The 18,557-nt window shown below is 58.1% G+C and carries 17 protein-coding genes; 11 read left to right on the forward strand and 6 right to left on the reverse strand.

All coding sequences use genetic code 11. From position 1 onward, the window contains the following. Positions 1 to 160: 160 nt before the first annotated feature. Positions 161 to 1,075: a UDP-3-O-acyl-N-acetylglucosamine deacetylase gene (gene lpxC, locus ACTRWH_RS14610; RefSeq protein WP_007154571.1), complete on the forward strand. Its 915-nt coding sequence runs from the start codon at positions 161 to 163 to the stop codon at positions 1,073 to 1,075. A gap of 11 nt (positions 1,076 to 1,086) precedes the next feature. Here lpxC and ACTRWH_RS14615 read toward each other — a convergent pair whose 3' ends face one another. Continuing rightward, the gene (locus tag ACTRWH_RS14615; RefSeq protein WP_036203758.1) at positions 1,087 to 1,533 is read right to left on the reverse strand and encodes a DUF721 domain-containing protein; all 447 of its coding nucleotides are present in this window, start codon (positions 1,531 to 1,533) and stop codon (positions 1,087 to 1,089) included. A 293-nt stretch (positions 1,534 to 1,826) separates the two neighbouring features. On the opposite strand from ACTRWH_RS14615, the gene ACTRWH_RS14620 reads away from it, so the two are divergent. The 6 genes from ACTRWH_RS14620 to ribA all read left to right on the forward strand — a co-directional run bounded on the left by ACTRWH_RS14620 (position 1,827) and on the right by ribA (position 9,282). Continuing rightward, a complete protein-coding gene (locus ACTRWH_RS14620; protein ID WP_075194901.1) occupies positions 1,827 to 2,780 on the forward strand; it encodes a M23 family metallopeptidase in 954 nt (317 codons plus the stop codon). 175 nt (positions 2,781 to 2,955) lie between these two features. Further along, positions 2,956 to 5,706, forward strand: a complete 2,751-nt coding sequence (gene secA / locus ACTRWH_RS14625) for a preprotein translocase subunit SecA (protein ID WP_041333407.1) — start codon at positions 2,956 to 2,958, stop codon at positions 5,704 to 5,706. 127 nt (positions 5,707 to 5,833) lie between these two features. After that, on the forward strand, positions 5,834 to 7,051 hold the full coding sequence (gene argJ / locus ACTRWH_RS14630) for a bifunctional glutamate N-acetyltransferase/amino-acid acetyltransferase ArgJ (protein WP_126810557.1): 1,218 nt from the start codon (positions 5,834 to 5,836) through the stop codon (positions 7,049 to 7,051). Between the two features lie 2 nt (positions 7,052 to 7,053). Then, the gene (locus ACTRWH_RS14635; protein WP_462826533.1) at positions 7,054 to 8,019 is read left to right on the forward strand and encodes a Nudix family hydrolase; all 966 of its coding nucleotides are present in this window, start codon (positions 7,054 to 7,056) and stop codon (positions 8,017 to 8,019) included. A gap of 76 nt (positions 8,020 to 8,095) precedes the next feature. After that, entirely contained in the window at positions 8,096 to 8,584 is a 489-nt protein-coding gene (moaC, locus tag ACTRWH_RS14640; RefSeq protein WP_007154565.1) for a cyclic pyranopterin monophosphate synthase MoaC, read from the forward strand. An 83-nt stretch (positions 8,585 to 8,667) separates the two neighbouring features. Continuing rightward, entirely contained in the window at positions 8,668 to 9,282 is a 615-nt protein-coding gene (ribA, locus tag ACTRWH_RS14645) for a GTP cyclohydrolase II (RefSeq protein ID WP_007154564.1), read from the forward strand. 18 nt (positions 9,283 to 9,300) lie between these two features. Here ribA and dxs read toward each other — a convergent pair whose 3' ends face one another. The 4 genes from dxs to ACTRWH_RS14665 form a co-directional block, all read right to left on the reverse strand. Continuing rightward, positions 9,301 to 11,235 carry a 1-deoxy-D-xylulose-5-phosphate synthase gene (gene dxs, locus ACTRWH_RS14650; protein WP_462826534.1) on the reverse strand — a complete coding sequence of 645 codons (1,935 nt, stop codon included), beginning with the start codon at positions 11,233 to 11,235 and terminating at the stop codon, positions 9,301 to 9,303. A 137-nt stretch (positions 11,236 to 11,372) separates the two neighbouring features. Continuing rightward, entirely contained in the window at positions 11,373 to 12,272 is a 900-nt protein-coding gene (locus ACTRWH_RS14655) for a polyprenyl synthetase family protein (protein ID WP_036203776.1), read from the reverse strand. Then, positions 12,272 to 12,526, reverse strand: a complete 255-nt coding sequence (locus ACTRWH_RS14660) for an exodeoxyribonuclease VII small subunit (RefSeq protein ID WP_036203780.1) — start codon at positions 12,524 to 12,526, stop codon at positions 12,272 to 12,274. Before ACTRWH_RS14660 ends, ACTRWH_RS14655 begins: the two co-directional genes overlap by 1 nt. A gap of 48 nt (positions 12,527 to 12,574) precedes the next feature. Continuing rightward, a complete protein-coding gene (locus ACTRWH_RS14665; RefSeq protein ID WP_075194908.1) occupies positions 12,575 to 13,360 on the reverse strand; it encodes an NRDE family protein in 786 nt (261 codons plus the stop codon). A gap of 86 nt (positions 13,361 to 13,446) precedes the next feature. Between ACTRWH_RS14665 and ACTRWH_RS14670 the strand changes: the two genes are divergently transcribed. From ACTRWH_RS14670 to ACTRWH_RS14685, 4 genes are all read left to right on the forward strand, one after another. Continuing rightward, positions 13,447 to 14,241, forward strand: coding sequence for a sulfite exporter TauE/SafE family protein (locus tag ACTRWH_RS14670; protein ID WP_286810056.1), 795 nt, complete (start codon positions 13,447 to 13,449; stop codon positions 14,239 to 14,241). A 15-nt stretch (positions 14,242 to 14,256) separates the two neighbouring features. Beyond that, positions 14,257 to 15,045, forward strand: coding sequence for a prolipoprotein diacylglyceryl transferase (gene lgt / locus ACTRWH_RS14675; protein WP_036203787.1), 789 nt, complete (start codon positions 14,257 to 14,259; stop codon positions 15,043 to 15,045). Then, on the forward strand, positions 15,042 to 15,881 hold the full coding sequence (locus ACTRWH_RS14680; protein ID WP_286810058.1) for a thymidylate synthase: 840 nt from the start codon (positions 15,042 to 15,044) through the stop codon (positions 15,879 to 15,881). The genes lgt and ACTRWH_RS14680 overlap by 4 nt, the downstream gene beginning before the upstream one ends. Positions 15,882 to 16,322: 441 nt before the next feature. Next, positions 16,323 to 16,838, forward strand: coding sequence for a dihydrofolate reductase (locus tag ACTRWH_RS14685; RefSeq protein WP_036203793.1), 516 nt, complete (start codon positions 16,323 to 16,325; stop codon positions 16,836 to 16,838). A 17-nt stretch (positions 16,839 to 16,855) separates the two neighbouring features. On the opposite strand, the gene ACTRWH_RS14690 is transcribed toward ACTRWH_RS14685, so the two are convergent. After that, positions 16,856 to 18,370, reverse strand: a complete 1,515-nt coding sequence (locus ACTRWH_RS14690) for a DEAD/DEAH box helicase (protein WP_036205678.1) — start codon at positions 18,368 to 18,370, stop codon at positions 16,856 to 16,858. Between the last annotated feature and the right edge of the window lie 187 nt (positions 18,371 to 18,557).

Consider the following 18,557-nt stretch of genomic DNA (forward strand, 5'->3'; position numbering starts at 1 on the left):
GCGACCGAATTACGTGTGCTGACTATCAGTCCGGACTTGTGCCGGGAGGCCAATCAAAGGTTAACGATTGGTTAAATGGTATTCAGTCTTACTTTCTGGTATTCTCCGGGCAGAATTTTGCCCAGACTATATCGCTTTTATGTGACGGAAATATGTACCGATGATCAGACAACGGACACTTAAGAACACCATCCGCGCCACCGGCGTTGGCTTGCACTCGGGGGAGAAAGTGTATCTGACCCTGAAGCCCGCTCCGGTGGACTCGGGGATCGTTTTTCGCCGTACCGATCTTGACCCTGTGGTTGAAATCCGTGCCTGCGCGGAAAACGTTGGTGAGACCATGCTTTCCACGACACTGCTGAAAGACGGTGTCCGGGTTGCAACAGTGGAGCATTTGTTGTCAGCCATGGCTGGTCTCGGGATTGATAACTGTTTCGTCGAGCTCAGCGCCGCGGAAGTGCCCATTATGGACGGCTCTGCCGGTCCGTTTGTGTTTCTTCTGCAGTCCGCCGGTATTGCCGAGCAGGACGCCGCCAAGCGTTTCATCCGCATCAAGCGCGAAGTAACGGTTGAAGAAGGTGACAAGAAGGCGACTCTGCTGCCTTTCGAAGGCTTCAAGGTCAGCTTCGGTATCGACTTTGACCACCCTGTCTTCAAGGGGCGCGCCCAGACCGCAACCGTTGACTTTTCCAGCACGTCGTTTGTGAAGGAAGTCAGCCGCGCACGGACGTTTGGTTTCATGCGTGATATTGAAAAGTTGCGTGCGATGAACCTGGCGTTGGGCGGAAGCGTTGACAATGCCATCGTCGTTGACGATTACAAAATCCTCAACGAAGACGGTCTGCGTTACGACGACGAATTCGTCAAGCACAAGCTGCTGGATGCCATCGGTGACCTCTACCAGTTGGGCAACAGCCTGATTGGCGAGTTCCGTGGTATTAAATCCGGCCACGACCTGAACAACAAGCTGCTGCGCAAGCTCAGGGCAGAAGAGGATGCGTGGGAAGTGGTGACCTTCGACGACGAGGCCGCTGCCCCGATTTCCTACATGAAACCTGTGCTGGCGGCGGGCTGAGGCAGGACGCCTTAATCCCGGACGTGGCTTGCGAGTTTTTCGAGAACCTCGCGTAATTGTTTGTCCTTCGTGTGCCCGGCTTCCTCTTTGAGGAGCCGGGCATTTTCGTTACTGAGGGGTGTCATTTTTGCTTTCGGACGCTCGCTGAATCGCGGCGGAGCGACCTTGACCTTGAGTTTCCAGACGAAACGGAACAGCTCCTGTTTGCGAAGTTCTTCCATGATTTCATGCTGGCGGAAACGAATCTGGCTGGCGGTGGTGGCTGCCGTAGCCGACAGGACCAGCTCCCCGTCACGGCAACTGACAAACCGTGTGCCTTTGGCAAGACTTTCCGGAAGCGCAGCGAGAACGAGTTGTTCCGCCTGAGTATGATGCTGGGCTTTTGCCATCAGTTCACGCAGGGTTGAAGCCCTGGAGAAGCTGTCCGGAGTCAATTCGAGGTCGGTTTTCTTTTTCATGGCAATCAGTAATTCTCGACGACAACGGTAACGATTGGTTACACTTCGGCACGGTTAATAGGCAGAGCCTGTATTACACTCGTTTTACATTGTCTGGTGTGTGTATGTCCACGGGCGGCTGCTATTTTATTAAACGTAGTCGTTGCAATGGATAGCACGTGCGTTTTCAGACGCGATTTATGCTGCCCAGGATTGAGTAGTCGGATAGGAAATCCGCAATCTGGCAAAGGATGCCCCGGCAGGCCCAGTCAGAACACTCTGGATGCAACACTACAGGATCAGGTTGCGTCCACATGAAACCAGAAGACGATATGAACATTATCCTCGTTGGCAAACGCCATGGGAAATCCCGCACGGTTTCGGTAAACGCCCCTGTCCTGGCAGGCGCGGTGTTATTCGTGACTGCACTGTTGGTACTGGCGGGCTGGTCCGGCTATAAGGTGGCGGTGAGCCAGATTGAACCGGCGGAGCCTGCAGAATCAGAGTTGGTCGCTCAGTGGCAATCCCGGCTGGGCGAACAGAAGGTAGAGCTTGCACGGATCGAGCGGAACGTCCAGCAGCAGGTTGATGCCTTAACGCTGCGGCTGGGTGAAATGCAGGGGCGTCTGCTCAGGCTTGATGCCCTCGGGCAGCGCTTTCTGGAATCGGGCCTGGTGGCCAGCGACGAATTCGACTTTGATCAGCCAGCTGCCGTCGGTGGCCCCGAGGAAAGTCTTGATGGCGACTCTTTCACCGCGCCAGAACTGACCAGCATGATTGATCAGCTTGCCCGCCGCATTGAAGATCGGGAGCAACAATTGCGCATGCTGGATATGGTTACTTCCCGCCAGAAGCTCGAGAAAGAGCTCTTCGTGGAGGGTCGTCCTATTACCTGGGGTTGGCTGTCCTCGAAATACGGCTATCGTTCCGATCCGTTCACCGGTAAGCGTACCTGGCACGCCGGTGTGGACCTGGCTGGCAAGGAAGGTAGCGACATTATCTCCGTGGCGGGTGGCGTGGTCACTTATGCCGACGAGCGCTATGGCTACGGCAACCTCGTTGAGGTGGACCACGGCGATGGCCTGGTAACCCGCTACGCCCATGCCAAGACCATCAAGGTCAAAGTGGGCGACGTTGTCCAGAAGGGGCAGGTGCTGGCTCTGATGGGCAGTACAGGCCGTTCCACCGGGCCTCACGTGCATTTTGAAGTAATCCGCAACGGCAAATCCGAGAATCCGGAAACCTACATCAAACGAGCTAGCCGCTAGCCGCTTGTAGAGGCGCCTGTGAGGGCGCCTGATCTCTTCCCGTTGTCCCCGTCCGGCACTCTTTTTTCAATCTTTTCAGCGTTGTGACAGGCTTCTGTGAGGCCTGACTTTTGTACTGCTGCGAAATAAGGTTAGAATGCCGGCTTCCTCCGTTTAATCAAAGAAGCAGTGGTCTATGTTCACAAAGCTTGCAACCAAGATGTTCGGCAGTAAGAACGCCAGAGAAATCAAGCGAATGCGCAAAACCGTATCGCGTATTAATGAGCTTGAAGAGCAGTATGGCAATTTGTCCGACACCGAGTTGCAAGGCAAGACTGCGGAGTTTCGCCGTCGCTATGACGAAGGTGAAAGCCTTGACGCATTGCTTCCCGAAGCGTTTGCCACCACCCGTGAGGCAAGTCGTCGAGTCATGGGGATGCGCCACTACGACGTGCAGATGATCGGCGGTATCACGCTTCACGAAGGCCGTATTTCCGAGATGAAAACCGGCGAAGGTAAAACGCTGGTAGCGACGCTGGCCGTGTATCTGAATGCTCTGACTGGCAAGGGCGTGCATCTGGTCACTGTGAACGACTACCTGGCTCGCCGCGATGCCGAATGGATGGGGAAGCTGTATCGCTTCCTGGGGCTACAGGTAGGTGTTGTCGTAGCCGGCCAGCCGCCTGAAGAGAAGCGGGCTGCCTATCAGGCGGATATTACCTACGGCACGAACAACGAGTTCGGCTTTGACTATCTTCGCGACAACATGGCCTTCAGCACGGAAGACAAGGTGCAGCGCGGCCTCCACTTTGCCATCGTGGACGAAGTGGACTCGATCCTGATTGACGAAGCCCGTACCCCGCTGATCATCTCGGGCGCGGCGGAGGACAGTTCAAAACTTTACCTGGCGATCAACGAGCTTGTGCCAAGCCTTGAGATGGGTGAAGTCAGTGAAGAGGGTGAGCCCAGTGGCGATTTCACCATCGATGAGAAATCCCGTCAGGTGGAATTGACCGAAACCGGCCATGAAAAAGTGGAAGAGCTGTTGTTGGAAAGGGGCTTGCTGAAGGAAGGTGAGAGCCTGTACTCCGCAGCCAACCTTAGCCTGTTGCATCACGTCCACTCGGCCCTCCGAGCTCATCATCTGTTCCAGAAGGACGTGGATTACATTGTCCAGGGCGATCAGGTGGTGATCGTTGACGAGCACACAGGTCGTACCATGCCGGGCCGTCGCTGGAGTGAAGGTCTGCACCAGTCGATTGAAGCCAAGGAAGGTGTTCGCATTCAGGCAGAGAGCCAGACCCTGGCATCCACCACTTTCCAGAATTATTTCCGTCTTTACGACAAGCTCGCCGGCATGACCGGTACCGCGGACACCGAGGCGTTTGAATTTCGCCAGATCTACGGTCTGGACGTGGTTGTTATTCCGCCCAACAAGCCCATCCAGCGAATCGATTACAACGATCTGATTTACCTGACTCAGGAAGAGAAGTTCCACGCCATCATTGATGAGATCAAGGACGTGACGGCTGAGGGACGACCAATCCTGGTGGGCACGGCCTCAATTGAGGCCTCTGAGCTTCTGTCCATGCTGCTCAAGAAGGCGCGGATTGACCACAAGATCCTGAACGCCAAACAGCATGAGAGTGAGGCCCAGATCATTGCCCAGGCCGGTCGCCCGGGTGCAGTCACCATTGCCACCAACATGGCCGGCCGTGGTACGGATATTGTGCTGGGTGGTAACTGGGAATTTGAAGTGGCGGGTATGGAAAGCCCCACCGAAGAGGAAATTGCCCGCACCAAGGCCGAATGGACCGAGCGCCACAACCAGGTGCTTGAGGCTGGTGGTCTGCACATCATTGGTACCGAGCGTCACGAATCCCGCCGTATCGACAATCAGCTTCGAGGCCGTGCCGGTCGTCAGGGCGATCCTGGTTCATCACGGTTCTTCCTGTCGCTGGAAGATAACCTGATGCGGATATTCGCGCCGGATCGGGTGAAGAGCCTGATGCAGGCCATGGGGATGAAAAAAGGCGAGGCCATCGAGCATCGAATGGTCACCAACGCCATTGAAAAATCCCAGCGCAAGGTGGAAGGCCGCAACTTCGATATGCGGAAAACCCTGCTGGAATACGATGATGTTGCCAACGACCAGCGTACGGTGATCTATGATCAGCGTAACGAGGTCATGTCCTCGGAAGACGTTTCCGAGATGATTAAAACCATTCGCGAGGATGTGGTGGACTCTCTGGTCAGTGAGTTCATCCCGCCGCAGAGCATGCCGGAGCAATGGGATGTTGCCGGCCTGGAGAGCCAGCTGCAATCGGAGATGGCCATCAACCTGCCTGTTCAGAAATGGCTGGACGAGGACAGCAAGCTCTACGAAGAGAATCTGCGTCAGCGTATTCTGGAAGAGATTGTCGCGGCCTACGACGCCAAAGAGGAACTGGCGGGCTCCGAGCCCATGCGCAAGTTCGAGAAGCAGGTGTTCCTGCAAGTGCTCGACACGCTCTGGAAAGAGCATCTATCAAACATGGATCACCTGCGCCGTGGTATCCACCTGCGTGGTTATGCCCAGAAGAACCCCAAGCAGGAGTACAAGCGCGAGGCCTTTAACCTGTTTGAAAGCATGCTGGAAACCATGAAGCGTGATGTGGTCCGGGTGTTGTCTCATGTCCGTGTTCAGAGCCGTGAAGAAATGGAAGAGGTGGAACGCCGCCGCAAGGAAGAGCTGGAGCGGGAGCTTGCCCAGGCGCGACTGCGCCACGATGAAACCAGCGCCACCGCACAGCACAGGCAGGATGACAGCGCAGATGGAGCTGCTACCCAACAGCCTCAGGGAACGCCGGAGACCTTTGTGCGACAGGACCGAAAGGTAGGGCGAAACGAGCCTTGTCCATGCGGGTCTGGCAAGAAGTACAAGCAGTGTTGTGGAAAGGTCAACTGATTTCCGCCGCTGAGTGAGCGAACTAAGGCCCGCACCCTGATCGACAGGTTGCGGGTTTTTCGTTTGGTAACCGGTGTTCCGGCCGGATCGCCGGGTAGAAGCCGATCATGACGAAAGGAGAGTGAAAATGGCAGTTGGTCCAGGAACCTTGCCGACGTTTTTCCCGGTGGCCGGTGTCAGGCTGGGTATCGGCAGTGCCGGTATCAAGAAACCCGGCAAGAAGGATCTGGTGGTTATAGAGTTGGCGCCGGGTAGCCGAGTGGCCGGTATTTTCACCCGTAATCAGTTTTGCGCGGCCCCTGTTCACGTCACGCGAAGCCATCTGGCAAGCGATGCACCGCGCTACCTGCTGATCAACACCGGCAATGCCAATGCCGGCACCGGCGAACAAGGCATGAAGGATGCCCAGGCCTGTTGTCAGGCTTTGGCGGATCACGCCGGTGTCCCCGCTGGTAGCGTGCTGCCGTTTTCGACAGGGGTTATCGGGGAGCCACTGCCGGTTGGTAAAATTGTCAGCGCGTTGCCGCAAGCACTGGCGGATGTCTCGGAGTCCCACTGGGCTGAAGCAGCGTCTGGGATCATGACCACCGACACTCGTCCCAAGGGTGCCTCGCGCCAGATTGATCTGGATGGCCAAGCGGTATCCATATCCGGTATCAGTAAGGGGGCGGGCATGATCCGCCCCAACATGGCTACCATGCTGGGCTTTATTGCCACCGATGCGAATATCGCACCCGATGTGTTGGCGAGCCTTGCGTCAGAATTAGGAGAGGCGTCGTTCAATCGGATTACCATCGACGGTGACACGTCCACCAACGATGCCTGCATGCTCATTGCCAGCGGTCAGTCCGGCGGCCCTGAAATCGCGGCCGATAGCCCGTCCCTGCCAAAGCTCAGGGAAGCGCTGCGCGAGGTGTTCCTCGAACTGGCGCACGCGATTGTTCGCGACGGCGAAGGTGCCACCAAGTTTGTCACCATTGATGTGAGCCGCGCGACATCGGTACAGGAGGCGCTGGACGTTGCCTATACGGTCGCTCACTCACCACTGGTCAAAACCGCACTGTTTGCATCCGATCCCAACTGGGGGCGGATACTGGCTGCCGTGGGGCGTGCTGGTGTCGCCGGTCTGGACCTGAACGCCCTCGAGATCTGGCTGGGAGATGTGTGCCTGGTTCGCAATGGCGGCCGTGCTGCGGATTACAGCGAGTCCCGCGGGCAGGCCGTGATGGACGGTGAGGAAATTACCATCCACATTGATCTCGGGCGGGGGAATGTCAGTGAACGGGTGTGGACCTGCGATTTTTCCCATGACTACGTCACCATCAATGCTGAGTATCGCACCTGATTATGACGCCAGTTCGGGAAATACACGTTGCGGTGGGTGTTGTCTTTCGTGATGGGAAGGTATTGATCGCCCGTCGGCCGGACCATGTTCATCAGGGTGGTTTGCTTGAGTTTCCGGGTGGCAAGGTTGAGGCCGGTGAAACGGTCCAACAGGCCCTGGTCAGGGAGATTCGGGAAGAGACCGGGTTGCGGATAAATCCGAACCTGCTTGAGCCGGTGATTGGAGTTCGCCACGATTATGGGGACAAGCGGGTGTTTCTTGATGTCTGGGAAACCTTTTCCGCTGAAGGCGACCCCGAGGGCCGTGAAGGGCAGGCGATACAATGGCTCGATGTCCAGGACCTGGCGGATGTTGATTTCCCCGCCGCAAACCGTCCGATTATCCGCGCCCTGAAGCTGCCTCGTCGCTATGCCATTACCGGCTCTGCTGGCGATCCCTCGGCATTCCCTGAACAACTTCGCCAGCGCTTGCTCGAAACGCGCCCACAGATGTGCCTGTTCAGGGCGCCGGGACTAAGCGATGAGGTCTACGAGCGGTTGGCGGGCTGGTCACTGGAGGCGTGTCGCGCCAGCGACTCGCTGTTGATGCTTCACGGTGCCCCGCCGCTGCTTGAGTGCCTGCCCCAGGCCACCGGTTTGCACCTGCCGTGGCGGGAGGCCCGGCAGTTTTCCTCCCGGCCGATACCCGAGGGCTACCTGCTGGCAATCTCCTGTCACGATGAAGAGGAAATTGCCCATGCAGAACAGCTCCAGGCAGACTTCATTACCCTGGGACCGGTAAAGCCTACCTCTTCCCATCCTGGCGCGCCGGGAATTGGGTGGGAGCGTTTCCAGGAGCTGGTCGCAGGCGCCGCGATTCCTGTTTATGCCCTTGGCGGGCTTGTCCCTGATGATATCCTCGCAGCACGGCAGGCTGGCGCTCAGGGGATTGCGGGTATTGGTTTCTGGTGGTCAGGGAACGGATACTGATCCCGCTGCCAGTTTTGTACGCTCTGGTATGATAGATCCGTGAAGGCCGCTTTTATCAACGATTTTGGGAGACACCGTGAGCAAACTGACGCATCTTGACGATACTGGCGCCGCGCGCATGGTAGACGTTACGTCCAAGGCTGTTACCGAGCGTGAGGCCAGGGCCGAGGCGCTGATTCGGATGGCGCCGGACACCCTGGCAATGATTGTGGAAGGGCAGCATCCCAAGGGAGATGTGCTGGCGGTGGCGCGGGTTGCCGGTATCATGGCGGCCAAGAAAACCCACGAGCTGATTCCGCTTTGCCACGCGCTGAACCTGACCTCGGTAAAGGTAGAGCTGACGCCGGGCAAGGACGGCGCTTCGATTCACATCGCCACTCGCTGCAAGCTCTCCGGCCAGACCGGTGTTGAGATGGAGGCCCTGACGGCCGCCAGCGTAGCGGCACTGACCCTCTACGATATGTGCAAGGCCGTTGATCGCGGGATGGTCGTGGACAATGTCCGCCTGTTGGAGAAGAAGGGTGGGCGTAGTGGCCACTGGTCTGCTTCTGACTCCGGTTCGTAGGATCCATCATACAGAGACTACGCCAGGGCGCTGGCCTCGTGATAGAATGCGCCGCTCGATTGACTGAACCACGAGGAAACACTGTGGCTGTTCGTTACATCCAGACTTGCCGGCTGCCAACCCCTTTCGGCGTTTTCGACATGCACGGCTTTGAAGAGCCGGACACCGGAAAGGAGCACGTGGCGCTTACGCTGGGTGACCTCAACAGTCCGGAGCCGATGCTGGCGCGGACCCACTCCGAGTGCCTGACCGGTGATGCCCTGTACAGCATGCGCTGTGACTGTGGTTATCAGTTGGAAGAAGCCTTGCGCAGTATTGCCCGCGAAGGTCGGGGCATTCTTATGTACCTGCGCCAGGAAGGCCGGGGTATTGGGCTGCTGAACAAGATTCGTGCCTACAACCTGCAGGATCAGGGTGCGGATACGGTGGAAGCCAACGAACAACTCGGCTTTGCGGCTGACTTGCGGGACTACAGCATGTGCCGGGATATGTTGGCGCACCTGGGCATTCGTAGCCTGAGGCTGATGACCAATAACCCCCGTAAGGTAGATGCTTTGACCGATCTGGGTATAGAAATAGCGGAGCGCGTCCCTCTGCACGTGGGGCGCAACCCCCACAATGAGCATTACCTCAATACCAAGCAGAGCAAGCTCGGACACTGGTTCGAGACCCACCAAGACGACGATCCCGCCGTCTGATGTGATCTCTTCGCGTGTTTATTGAACCGCCTTTAGCGACTGGTTGTACTTCATTCGCTCCAGGCGGGTTTCAATAGTGTGCCTGATACCTTCGGCATCCAGTCCACAGGAAGACAGCAACTCGCCGTGCTTACCGTGATCTATGAAGGTGTCTGGCAGGCCGATCTGAAGCACCGGCTGGCTGACATCCCGGCTGTTCAGGAATTCCGTCACCGCGCTGCCCGCTCCGCCGGCAATGGCGTTCTCTTCAATCGTAACCAGCAGGTCATGCTTTTCCGCCAATGCCAGTATGAGCTCTTCATCCAACGGTTTTACAAAGCGCATGTCGGCGACAGTGGCGCCCAGAGACTTGGCAGCCTCCAGTGCGGGCGTGAGCAGTGTGCCGAAGTTGAGTATGGCAATGCCCGAGCCTTCTTTCACAAGCCAGCCCTTGCCGATCGGTAGCGGAGCCAGTTCGCGGACCATCTCTGCACCCGGGCCTGTGCCCCGCGGGTAGCGCACTGCCGCCGGCCCCTCAAAAAGCATACCTGTGTGCAGCAGTTGCCGGGTTTCGTTTTCGTCAGAGGGAGTCATCACGATCATGTTCGGGACACAGCGCAAATAGCTGATGTCAAACGCGCCTGCGTGAGTGGGGCCGTCTTCGCCGACCAGCCCGGCGCGGTCAATCGCGAACAGGACGTCCAGGTTCTGTATGGCCACGTCATGGATCAGCTGATCGTAGGCGCGCTGCAGGAACGTCGAATAGATCGCCACCACTGGTTTGGCGCCATCACAGGCAAGGCCCGCCGCCAGGGTGACGGAATGCTGTTCGGCAATGGCGACGTCGAAATACCGGTCCGGGAAGCGTTGGGAGAACGCCAGAAGATCGGAGCCTTCACACATGGCGGGGGTGATACCCACAATGCGGTCGTCGGCTTCTGCGGCGTCGCAGAGCCATTGGCCAAACACGTTGGCGTATTTCAGCTTCGACGGCTTCGGAGCAACCGGTTCTGGCTTGCTGGGCGGCACCGGTTCGATCTTGTTGATGGCATGGTAGCCGATTGGATCGGCTTCGGCCGGGGCGAAACCCTTGCCCTTGGTGGTGACCACGTGGAGGAATTGCGGTCCGTCCAGTTCGCGGATGTTCTCCAGAGTCTCCAGCAGCAGAGGCAGGTCGTGGCCGTCGATTGGGCCTATGTAGTTGAACCCCAGCTCCTCAAACAGCGTGCCCGGGGAAATCATGCCCTTGAAGTGTTCCTCGGTCTTGCGGGCCAGCGCCATCAACTGTGGCGTGCCCTGAAGCACCCGTTTTCCGCTGTCGCGGACCTGATTGTAGGTCCGGCTCGCCAACAGCTTGGCAAAATAGTTCGACAACCCACCCACATTGCGGGAAATAGACATGTCATTGTCGTTGAGGATCACCAGCATGTTGGCGTCCAGATGCCCGGCGTGGTTCAGGGCTTCGAACGCCATGCCGGCCGTCATGGCACCATCCCCGATGACGGCAATGCTCTTGCGACCAGTGCCCTGCATGCGAGAGGCGATGGCCATACCCAGGGCAGCACTGATGGAAGTGCTGGAGTGACCAACGCCGAAGGTATCGTATTCGCTCTCCGCACGTTTCGGGAAGCCGGCCAGGCCATCCTTTCGACGGATGCTGTTCATGCGTTCCCGGCGCCCGGTCAGGATTTTGTGGGGATAGGCCTGGTGGCCGACGTCCCAGACCAGGCGGTCTTCCGGGGTATTGAAGACGTAATGCAGGGCAACGGTCAGTTCCAGGACACCCAGGCCGGCGCCGAAGTGGCCGCCTGTTTGTCCCACCGACCATAGCAGGAAGGCACGTAGCTCCCTGGCGAGCTGGGTCAGTTGCTCTGCTGCCAGTTCGCGCAGTTGCCCGGGAGTGTCAATCCTGTCCAGCAGCGGCGTGTTGGGCCGTTGGGACGGGATTTCCTTAAAAGTATATGTATCCTGCATCTGCTCGGGTCTTTTCCGGGTGATTCAAAATGTGGGTTCTATTATAGGGGATGAAGGCACCCGGTTTCATACTGATTGGGCCAGCCGGGCCCCTCCAGTCCTTCATAAGTCAGTGTGCATGCCTGAGCCGTTGATGATCAATGGGTGCGTGCCACTACGTAACCGGCCATGTCCCGGAGCAGGTCGCCTTCCTCGCCAAACATCTCGATGCTGGCCAGTGCGGACTCAAGCAGCTGTGACAGGTAGTTTCGGGCGCCGTCAGCGCCCATCAGCGAGGGATAGGTTGGCTTGGATCGGGCCAGATCCGAGCCCTGGGGTTTGCCGATCACAGTCGTATCGCCCTCGATGTCCAGCAAGTCATCCTGCACCTGGAAAGCGAGACCGAGGGTTTGCGAATAAACCGTGAGGGCCGCCAACTGGTCCTCGTTCACCTCGGTTGCGGTGAGGGCACCCATCCGGACGCTGGCCGCAATGAGTGCGCCGGTTTTGTGACGGTGCATATTTTCCAGCTGCTCAACGGTCAGCTGCTTGCCTACGGACTCAAGGTCTATCGCCTGCCCACCTGCCATGCCCTGGTGGCCGCTGGCGGTCGCCAATTCACGTATCATTGCAAGGCGCACCTGATCATCCAGTCCCGGTGCTTCGGCCAGCCAGCCGAACGCAAGGGTCTGCAGCGCATCGCCTGCCAATATGGCGGTGGCTTCGTCAAAGGCGATGTGTGCGGTGGGGCGGCCCCGGCGCAGGTCATCGTTGTCCATGGCGGGCAGGTCATCGTGAATCAGCGAGTAGGCATGGATCAGTTCCAGCGAACAGGCGGGAACGATCGCACTTTCCTGAGGCTGGCCAAGCGCCGTGGCTGCCGCCAGGCAAAGCGCCGGCCGGATGCGCTTGCCACCGCCCAGAACACCGTATCGCATGGCCTGTTGCAGGCGTTCAGAGCCGTGGCCAGATGCACAAAGCTGGCGCTCAAGTTCAGCGTCAATCTGATTGCGGCATTGCTCCAGGAACGCCGCCAGGCGAGTGTTCGGAGTTGGCATCAGGCAGGTTCGTCCGGGCTAAAAGGGCGTGTTTCCAGTGTGCCATCGCTGTTTTCCACCAGTTGTTCTACCCGCTGTTCCGCCGTCTTGAGCGCTTGCTGGCACTCGCGAGTCAGCTTTACGCCGCGCTCGAATGCAGTAAGAGACTGCTCCAGGGAGAGTTCGCCCTGCTCCAGGTCATGGACCAGTTTTTCCAGCTCATCCAGGGATTTTTCGAAGTCGGCGATGGACGCCGCGCTTTTCTCACCGGCCATAAAGGGCCTCCGGTTGCTTCGCGGAATTTGGCGGATTATACCAAAGCTTCAGGCAGACCGCTGCCAGCAGAAATGCCTTGTGCCTTCCTTTTTTCCCTCCGGTCCCCAGCACTGTTCCGTTACCCGGACTTCACCGACGGCGCTGACCGTGACCACTGTCGTGGCGCGGGTACCGTAGTCACTGCCGATAATGAACGGCGAAGACAGAAAGCGCTCGGTGTCCTTGCCAATACCGGTATCCGGTAGTTCATGGTCGGGCGCCGGCGTGGTGTCCTGCAGGCGTTCGATAAGATCGTGATGGAGGTCATCAGTGCGGTCCGCCGACGCGCCTTCAAGCAAATCGGTCACCGAGTTTCTCAATCTCAGCAGTTTTGGCCATGGGGTCTGCAGAAGGTGGTTGCTCAAGCCGTAGGTGCCGCGATGAACATGGCGCCCGGGGTGAGCGTCACGGTTGCTGTAGTACCATCCCGAGTGGCCACTCAGCCTGACCAGATTGAATCCCGAGTAATCGCTTTTTCGTGTCTGCAGCCGGGCTGCGAGCGTATCACTGTTGTCTGCCAGCGCCATCAGTGGCAGTTCGCCACGGGAGTGGGCGCCGGTCACCTGCGAGCCTTCCCGCACATTGGTCACGGCGGCAACAGCTCCATCCTCATCGACTGCGAGCCAGGTGCCCCCTGACTGCAAATCACGTCCCGCCAGAACATCGCGCCCGGCGGTTTCGCTGTGCCACCAGTCCATGGCCGCCGTGGGCCGGCGAAAGAACTCATCACGATTTGCTGCCACGACCAATGGAAAGGCAGGATGCTGTTTTACGCTAAAAACAATCAGGCACATGGTGGCGGGCTCATCAGTCGCGAGTGAACAAAAGGGATTCGGTGTGTATCATACCAGCCTGATTTGCTGTCTGCGTGTGGCTGAGTATGACCCTTTTTGCTGTTGTTGGCCTGTACCTTGTGCTGGGCGCCCTGGCGGGCACCATGGCCGGCCTGTTTGGCATTGGTGGCGGGCTGGTTATTGTTCCGGTGCTTATTTTCAGTTTTGACCTACAGGGTGTGAGTAGCGACATTGCGGCGCACCTTGCCGTGGGCACCTCTTTGGCCACTATTGTCTTCACTTCCATCAGTTCAATACGGTCCCACCACCTCCACGGCGCCGTCCGCTGGGAGATATTCCGCCCCATGACGGCGGGCATTGTGCTCGGTGCGGTGTTGGGTGCCTGGACCGCATCCATGCTCAGTGGTGAGGTCCTGGAGCTGGTCATTGGTGTGTTTGTCATTTTGGTGGCTTTGAAAATGCTTTTCGGTGCCAACCCCAAACCTGGCCGCGATGTGCCCGGTTCCGTCGGGCTGGGCAGTGCCGGGGCCGGTATTGGCTGGGCATCCGCTATTTTTGGTATTGGCGGGGGGACGCTGACTGTTCCGTTCCTGAGCTGGTGCAACGTGCGGATGCAGCAAGCGGTAGGCACCTCCGCTGCCTGTGGATTGCCCATCGCTGTGGCCGGTGCGCTGGCAAACATTGGCACCGGATGGCAGAACCCAGATCTGCCGGAGCTCAGTGTCGGGTTTATCTATCTGCCTGCGTTTGTGGGTATCGTTCTGACCAGTGTGTTGTTCGCCCGGGTTGGAGCCAACCTGGCTCATCGCCTGGACGCAGTCCTGTTGAAAAAAATCTTCGCCATCTTCCTGATTGTCGTAGGTATCCGTTTTCTGTTCTGACCTGAGGGGTTATTGATGCTCCAGCATCCGCAAATCGATCCGGTGGCCATTGCCATCGGGCCTTTGAAAATACACTGGTATGGCTTGACCTACCTGGTCGGATTTCTTGTGGGCTGGTGGCTGGGCCGCCTTCGCGCCCGCAAGCCCTGGTCGCCCATTACCGAAGTGCAGATGGGGGATATGCTGTTCTACATTGCCCTTGGCGTGATATTGGGCGGCCGCTTTGGCTATGTGATCTTCTACAATTTCAGTGCCTTCGCGGCTGACCCGTTGATGTTGCTGCGCGTGTGGGAAGGGGGAATGTCCTTCCACGGTGGCCTGCTTGGTGTGATCTTCGCCATGTGGTGGTTCGGTCGCAAGGTGGATCGCACCTTCTGGCAGATTGCGGATTTCGTCGCACCACTGGTGCCGGTTGGCCTGGGTGCTGGTCGCATCGGCAACTTCATCAACGGCGAACTCTGGGGCAAACCCACGGATGTTGCCTGGGGTATGGTCTTCCGTACCGCGCCGGACAGTCTGGCCCGGCACCCGTCCCAGCTTTACCAGTTCGCCCTGGAGGGCGTCCTGCTGTTCATCGTACTGTGGTGGTTTTCGTCCAAACCGAGACCTCGCATGGCGGTCTCAGGCCTGTTCCTGGCGTGTTACGGCATCTTCCGCTTCCTGGTGGAGTTTGTTCGCCAGCCCGACCCCCAGCTGGGTTACCTGGCCTTCGACTGGCTGACCATGGGGCAGGTGTTGTCGTTCCCGATGATCCTGGCGGGCGCCGTTCTGATCGTTATTGCTTACCGGAGAAACGCTGAATGAAAGCCTATCTCGACCTGATGAAAGACGTGGTGGACAACGGCATGGACCGCGGTGACCGCACGGGCGTCGGCACCCGCTCGGTCTTCGGCCGCCAGATTCGCTTTGACCTGCAGGACGGCTTCCCGCTGGTGACCACCAAGAAAGTCCACCTGCGCAGCATTATCCAGGAGCTGTTGTGGTTCCTGCAGGGGTCCACCGACAACAACTGGCTGAAAGAGCGCAACGTTTCTATCTGGAATGAATGGGCCCTGGAGAACGGAGACCTGGGTCCTATTTACGGCAAACAGTGGCGAAGCTGGCACTGCCCGGATGGCAGCACCGTCGACCAGATCAGCGAAGTGATTGACCAGATTCGCAACAAGCCCAATTCACGCCGGTTGATTGTCTCGGCGTGGAACCCGGCTGAGCTCCCGGATGAATCCATTGGCCCCCAGGACAACGTCCGCCAGGGTCGCATGGCCTTGGCTCCGTGCCACTGCCTGTTCCAGTTCTACGTCGCCGACGGCAAGCTCTCCTGTCAGCTCTATCAGCGCAGTGCCGACCTGTTCCTGGGCGTTCCGTTCAATATCGCGTCCTATGCGTTACTGACTCACATGATTGCCCAGCAGTGCGATCTGGGTGTGGGGGAGTTCGTCCATACTTTTGGTGATTGTCACCTGTACCAGAACCACCTGACCGACGACATCGTGTTCGAGCAGTTGAAGCGGGAGCCACGGGCGTTGCCCCAACTGGTGATCAAGCGGAAGCCTTCATCGATCTTCGAGTACGAGCTGGAGGATTTCGAGTTTGACGGGTATGAGCCGCATCCTGGGATTAAGGCACCCATTGCTATTTGATCTCTAGCTGGGCCTGGCCCTTTTATTTTGGTGCCTGCAGAACAGCGTGTGGGGACTTTCGAAAAACGCCTCGAGACGTCCGTGTGCGGCTTGGGCTCCGCCTTCCATGGCTCCGCACATTTTCGAAAGTCCCCACACGCTGCCCTGCGACCGAATAGCAGAGTTCGATTATCTGAAAGGGTTGGTCAGGTTGAGTGTTCGCGATGATTCGAGATTTGCTACTGCTCTGCATTGAAGTAATTGTGGATCGACCATCTGTATGGCCGAATCGCAATAGGGCGGGATAATCTGTCCAAAAATGTGCGGAGCCATGGATGGCGGAGCCCAAGCCGCGCATGGATGCCTTGAGGCGTTTTTTGGACAGATTATCTCGCCCTATTGCAGCCCCCAAGTCCCGAGGGCCCGGGATCCGGAGCTCCCAATCAAGAGGATAAACAAACAATGAGAAAAGCTCTAATAGTAGCCATGTCCCGCAACCGGGTCATCGGCCGTAACAACAAGCTGCCGTGGTACTTGCCGGGCGATCTCAGGTACTTCAAACAGGCCACCATGGGAAAACCCATCATCATGGGCCGGAAAACCTGGGATTCCATTGGTAGACCCTTGCCCGGGCGAATGAACGTGGTTATTTCACGGAATCCGGAATGGGAGGCACCCGCCGGAACGGTTGCGGCAGAATCGTTGGAAGACGCATTGGTCAAAGCCGAAGCACAGGCCGAGATTGAAGGCGGAGATGAAGTCATGATCATCGGCGGTGGGCAGATCTACGCGGAAGCGCTGCCGATGGTGGATCGGATCTACGTCACCCAGGTGCACGCCGAGGTGGAGGGAGACGCCTTCTTTCCGGAAGTAAACTGGGATGAGTGGGAAGAGCTCGGACGGGAGGATTTCTCCGCGTCCGATAATAACCCTTATGACTACAGCTTCGTCGTCTACCAGCGCCCAAGTCAGCCTTGAGCGCCTAAGTCAGCAGATCAGCCCTGACGGGGTGGGCGTTTACCAGAAGGCTTGCCACCCTTGCCGGGAGGCTTGCCCTTCGGGCCTGGGCCACCGCGGCCCTTGGGGCCCTTCTTGAATCCTGGCTTGAACCCGCCTGGCTTACCGCCCGGACGGCCACCTTTACGGTCACGACGTGGCGGAGCGGTGGCAGAAACCACCGGCAGTGCTTCCGGCTGTTCCAGGGGCAGTGAGCCCGGCTGGGATGCCTCCAGATAGCAAGCCAGCGCACCAGCAACCATCGCAATGTCCATGTCGTTGCGTTCGGCAATTTCATCGAGCAACGCCATCGCCTTGCCCAGCTTGCCATCTTCAGCAAAGCCCAGAAGTTGTGATTCAAACTGCTCTTCGCGCATCTTCTTCAGAGCGTTGGGCGAGGGCAGTTCATAGGATTCCATCGGCGAATTGGTGGCGCGCTCAAGCGTGCGCAGCCAACTACGCTCACGAGGCGTGACCAGCAGAATCGCCTTGCCTTCACGACCGGCACGGCCGGTGCGGCCAACCCGGTGAATGTAGGCTTCGGTGTCGTAAGGCACGTCGTAGTTGATTACGTGAGTAATGCGGGGGACATCAAGGCCGCGGGCCGCAACATCGGTTGCCACGATGATGTCTTTCTTGCCGCGCTTGAGGTCTTCCACTGTCTGCTCGCGCTGGCGCTGGTTCAGGTCACCGTTCAGCGGTGCTACGGCATGGCCGCGTGCGGATAGTTTTTCAGCCAGCAACGTGGTTTCCGCTTTCGTCCGCACAAAAATAATGGCGGCGTCGAGCGGTTCCACTTCCAGAATACGGGTCAGGGCATCCAGTTTGCGTTCGGCATACACTGGCAGCACAAACTGCGAAATGCGTTCAACCGTGCGGGTCTCGCTCTCGATTTTCACTTCCGTGGCGTCGCGCAGATAGGTCTGGGCGACCTTCTTGATCTGCGGCGGCATGGTCGCGGAGAACAGTGCGCGTTGGCAGTTGTCCGGGGTCTTTGCCAGGATCGCTTCCACGTCGTCGATGAAGCCCATGCGCAGCATTTCGTCGGCTTCGTCCAGTACCAGCGCCTTGAGGCTGTCCAGCTTCAGTGTGCCCTTGCGGAGGTGATCCAGCATTCGGCCAGGGGTGCCCACGATCACCTGGGCACCGCGGCGCAGGCCCTTGATCTGAGGGAAAAAGTCCTGGCCGCCATAGATAGGCAGAACGTGGAAGTTGCGGAACTTGCTGGCATAGGTGGTAAACGCTTCGGCCACCTGGATGGCCAGTTCCCGCGTGGGTGCCAGAACCAGGATCTGTGGTTCCATAACAGACGCGTCTATCCGGCTCAGCAACGGCAACGCAAAGGCGGCGGTTTTACCGGTACCCGTTTGGGCAACACCCAGTAAGTGTTTGCCAGCCAACAGCGCAGGGATCGTCTGGGCCTGTATGGGAGAGGGCTTTTCATAGCCAACGGCGGCAACTGCTTCGAGGACAGCGGGATCCAGGCCGAGGTCGGCAAAAGACAATTCAGACATTAATTTACTCAGAATTCGGAGGGTAGGGCATTGCAATGCAATGCGTGTTATGGCGGGGATTATAACTGGTTTGTTGTGTCTTTAACACGGCTAATGCTGTTAGTGCTGTAGGTAGTTGCCGGCGATGACGGTTGCGTTGAGGGGGGAACTTCGGCAATCTCCGGGTTGTTTCGAATAGGATGCTAAC

This window comes from Marinobacter sp. G5_S1_61_S3, from assembly GCF_054968585.1.

Excerpts from the sequence above, each read along its gene's own strand:
- ACTRWH_RS14690 (WP_036205678.1), bottom strand. The coding sequence starts at position 18,370 with ATGTCTGAATTGTCTTTTGCCGACCTCGGCCTGGATCCCGCTGTCCTC.
- ACTRWH_RS14655 (WP_036203776.1), bottom strand. The coding sequence starts at position 12,272 with ATGCCAACTCCGAACACTCGCCTGGCGGCGTTCCTGGAGCAATGCCGC.
- ACTRWH_RS14680 (WP_286810058.1), top strand. The coding sequence starts at position 15,042 with ATGAAAGCCTATCTCGACCTGATGAAAGACGTGGTGGACAACGGCATG.
- ACTRWH_RS14670 (WP_286810056.1), top strand. The coding sequence starts at position 13,447 with ATGACCCTTTTTGCTGTTGTTGGCCTGTACCTTGTGCTGGGCGCCCTG.
- ACTRWH_RS14665 (WP_075194908.1), bottom strand. The coding sequence starts at position 13,360 with ATGTGCCTGATTGTTTTTAGCGTAAAACAGCATCCTGCCTTTCCATTG.
- ACTRWH_RS14660 (WP_036203780.1), bottom strand. The coding sequence starts at position 12,526 with ATGGCCGGTGAGAAAAGCGCGGCGTCCATCGCCGACTTCGAAAAATCC.
- ACTRWH_RS14685 (WP_036203793.1), top strand. The coding sequence starts at position 16,323 with ATGAGAAAAGCTCTAATAGTAGCCATGTCCCGCAACCGGGTCATCGGC.
- ACTRWH_RS14615 (WP_036203758.1), bottom strand. The coding sequence starts at position 1,533 with ATGAAAAAGAAAACCGACCTCGAATTGACTCCGGACAGCTTCTCCAGG.
- secA (WP_041333407.1), top strand. The coding sequence starts at position 2,956 with ATGTTCACAAAGCTTGCAACCAAGATGTTCGGCAGTAAGAACGCCAGA.
- lpxC (WP_007154571.1), top strand. The coding sequence starts at position 161 with ATGATCAGACAACGGACACTTAAGAACACCATCCGCGCCACCGGCGTT.
- dxs (WP_462826534.1), bottom strand. The coding sequence starts at position 11,235 with ATGCAGGATACATATACTTTTAAGGAAATCCCGTCCCAACGGCCCAAC.
- argJ (WP_126810557.1), top strand. The coding sequence starts at position 5,834 with ATGGCAGTTGGTCCAGGAACCTTGCCGACGTTTTTCCCGGTGGCCGGT.
- ACTRWH_RS14620 (WP_075194901.1), top strand. The coding sequence starts at position 1,827 with ATGAAACCAGAAGACGATATGAACATTATCCTCGTTGGCAAACGCCAT.
- ACTRWH_RS14635 (WP_462826533.1), top strand. The coding sequence starts at position 7,054 with ATGACGCCAGTTCGGGAAATACACGTTGCGGTGGGTGTTGTCTTTCGT.
- lgt (WP_036203787.1), top strand. The coding sequence starts at position 14,257 with ATGCTCCAGCATCCGCAAATCGATCCGGTGGCCATTGCCATCGGGCCT.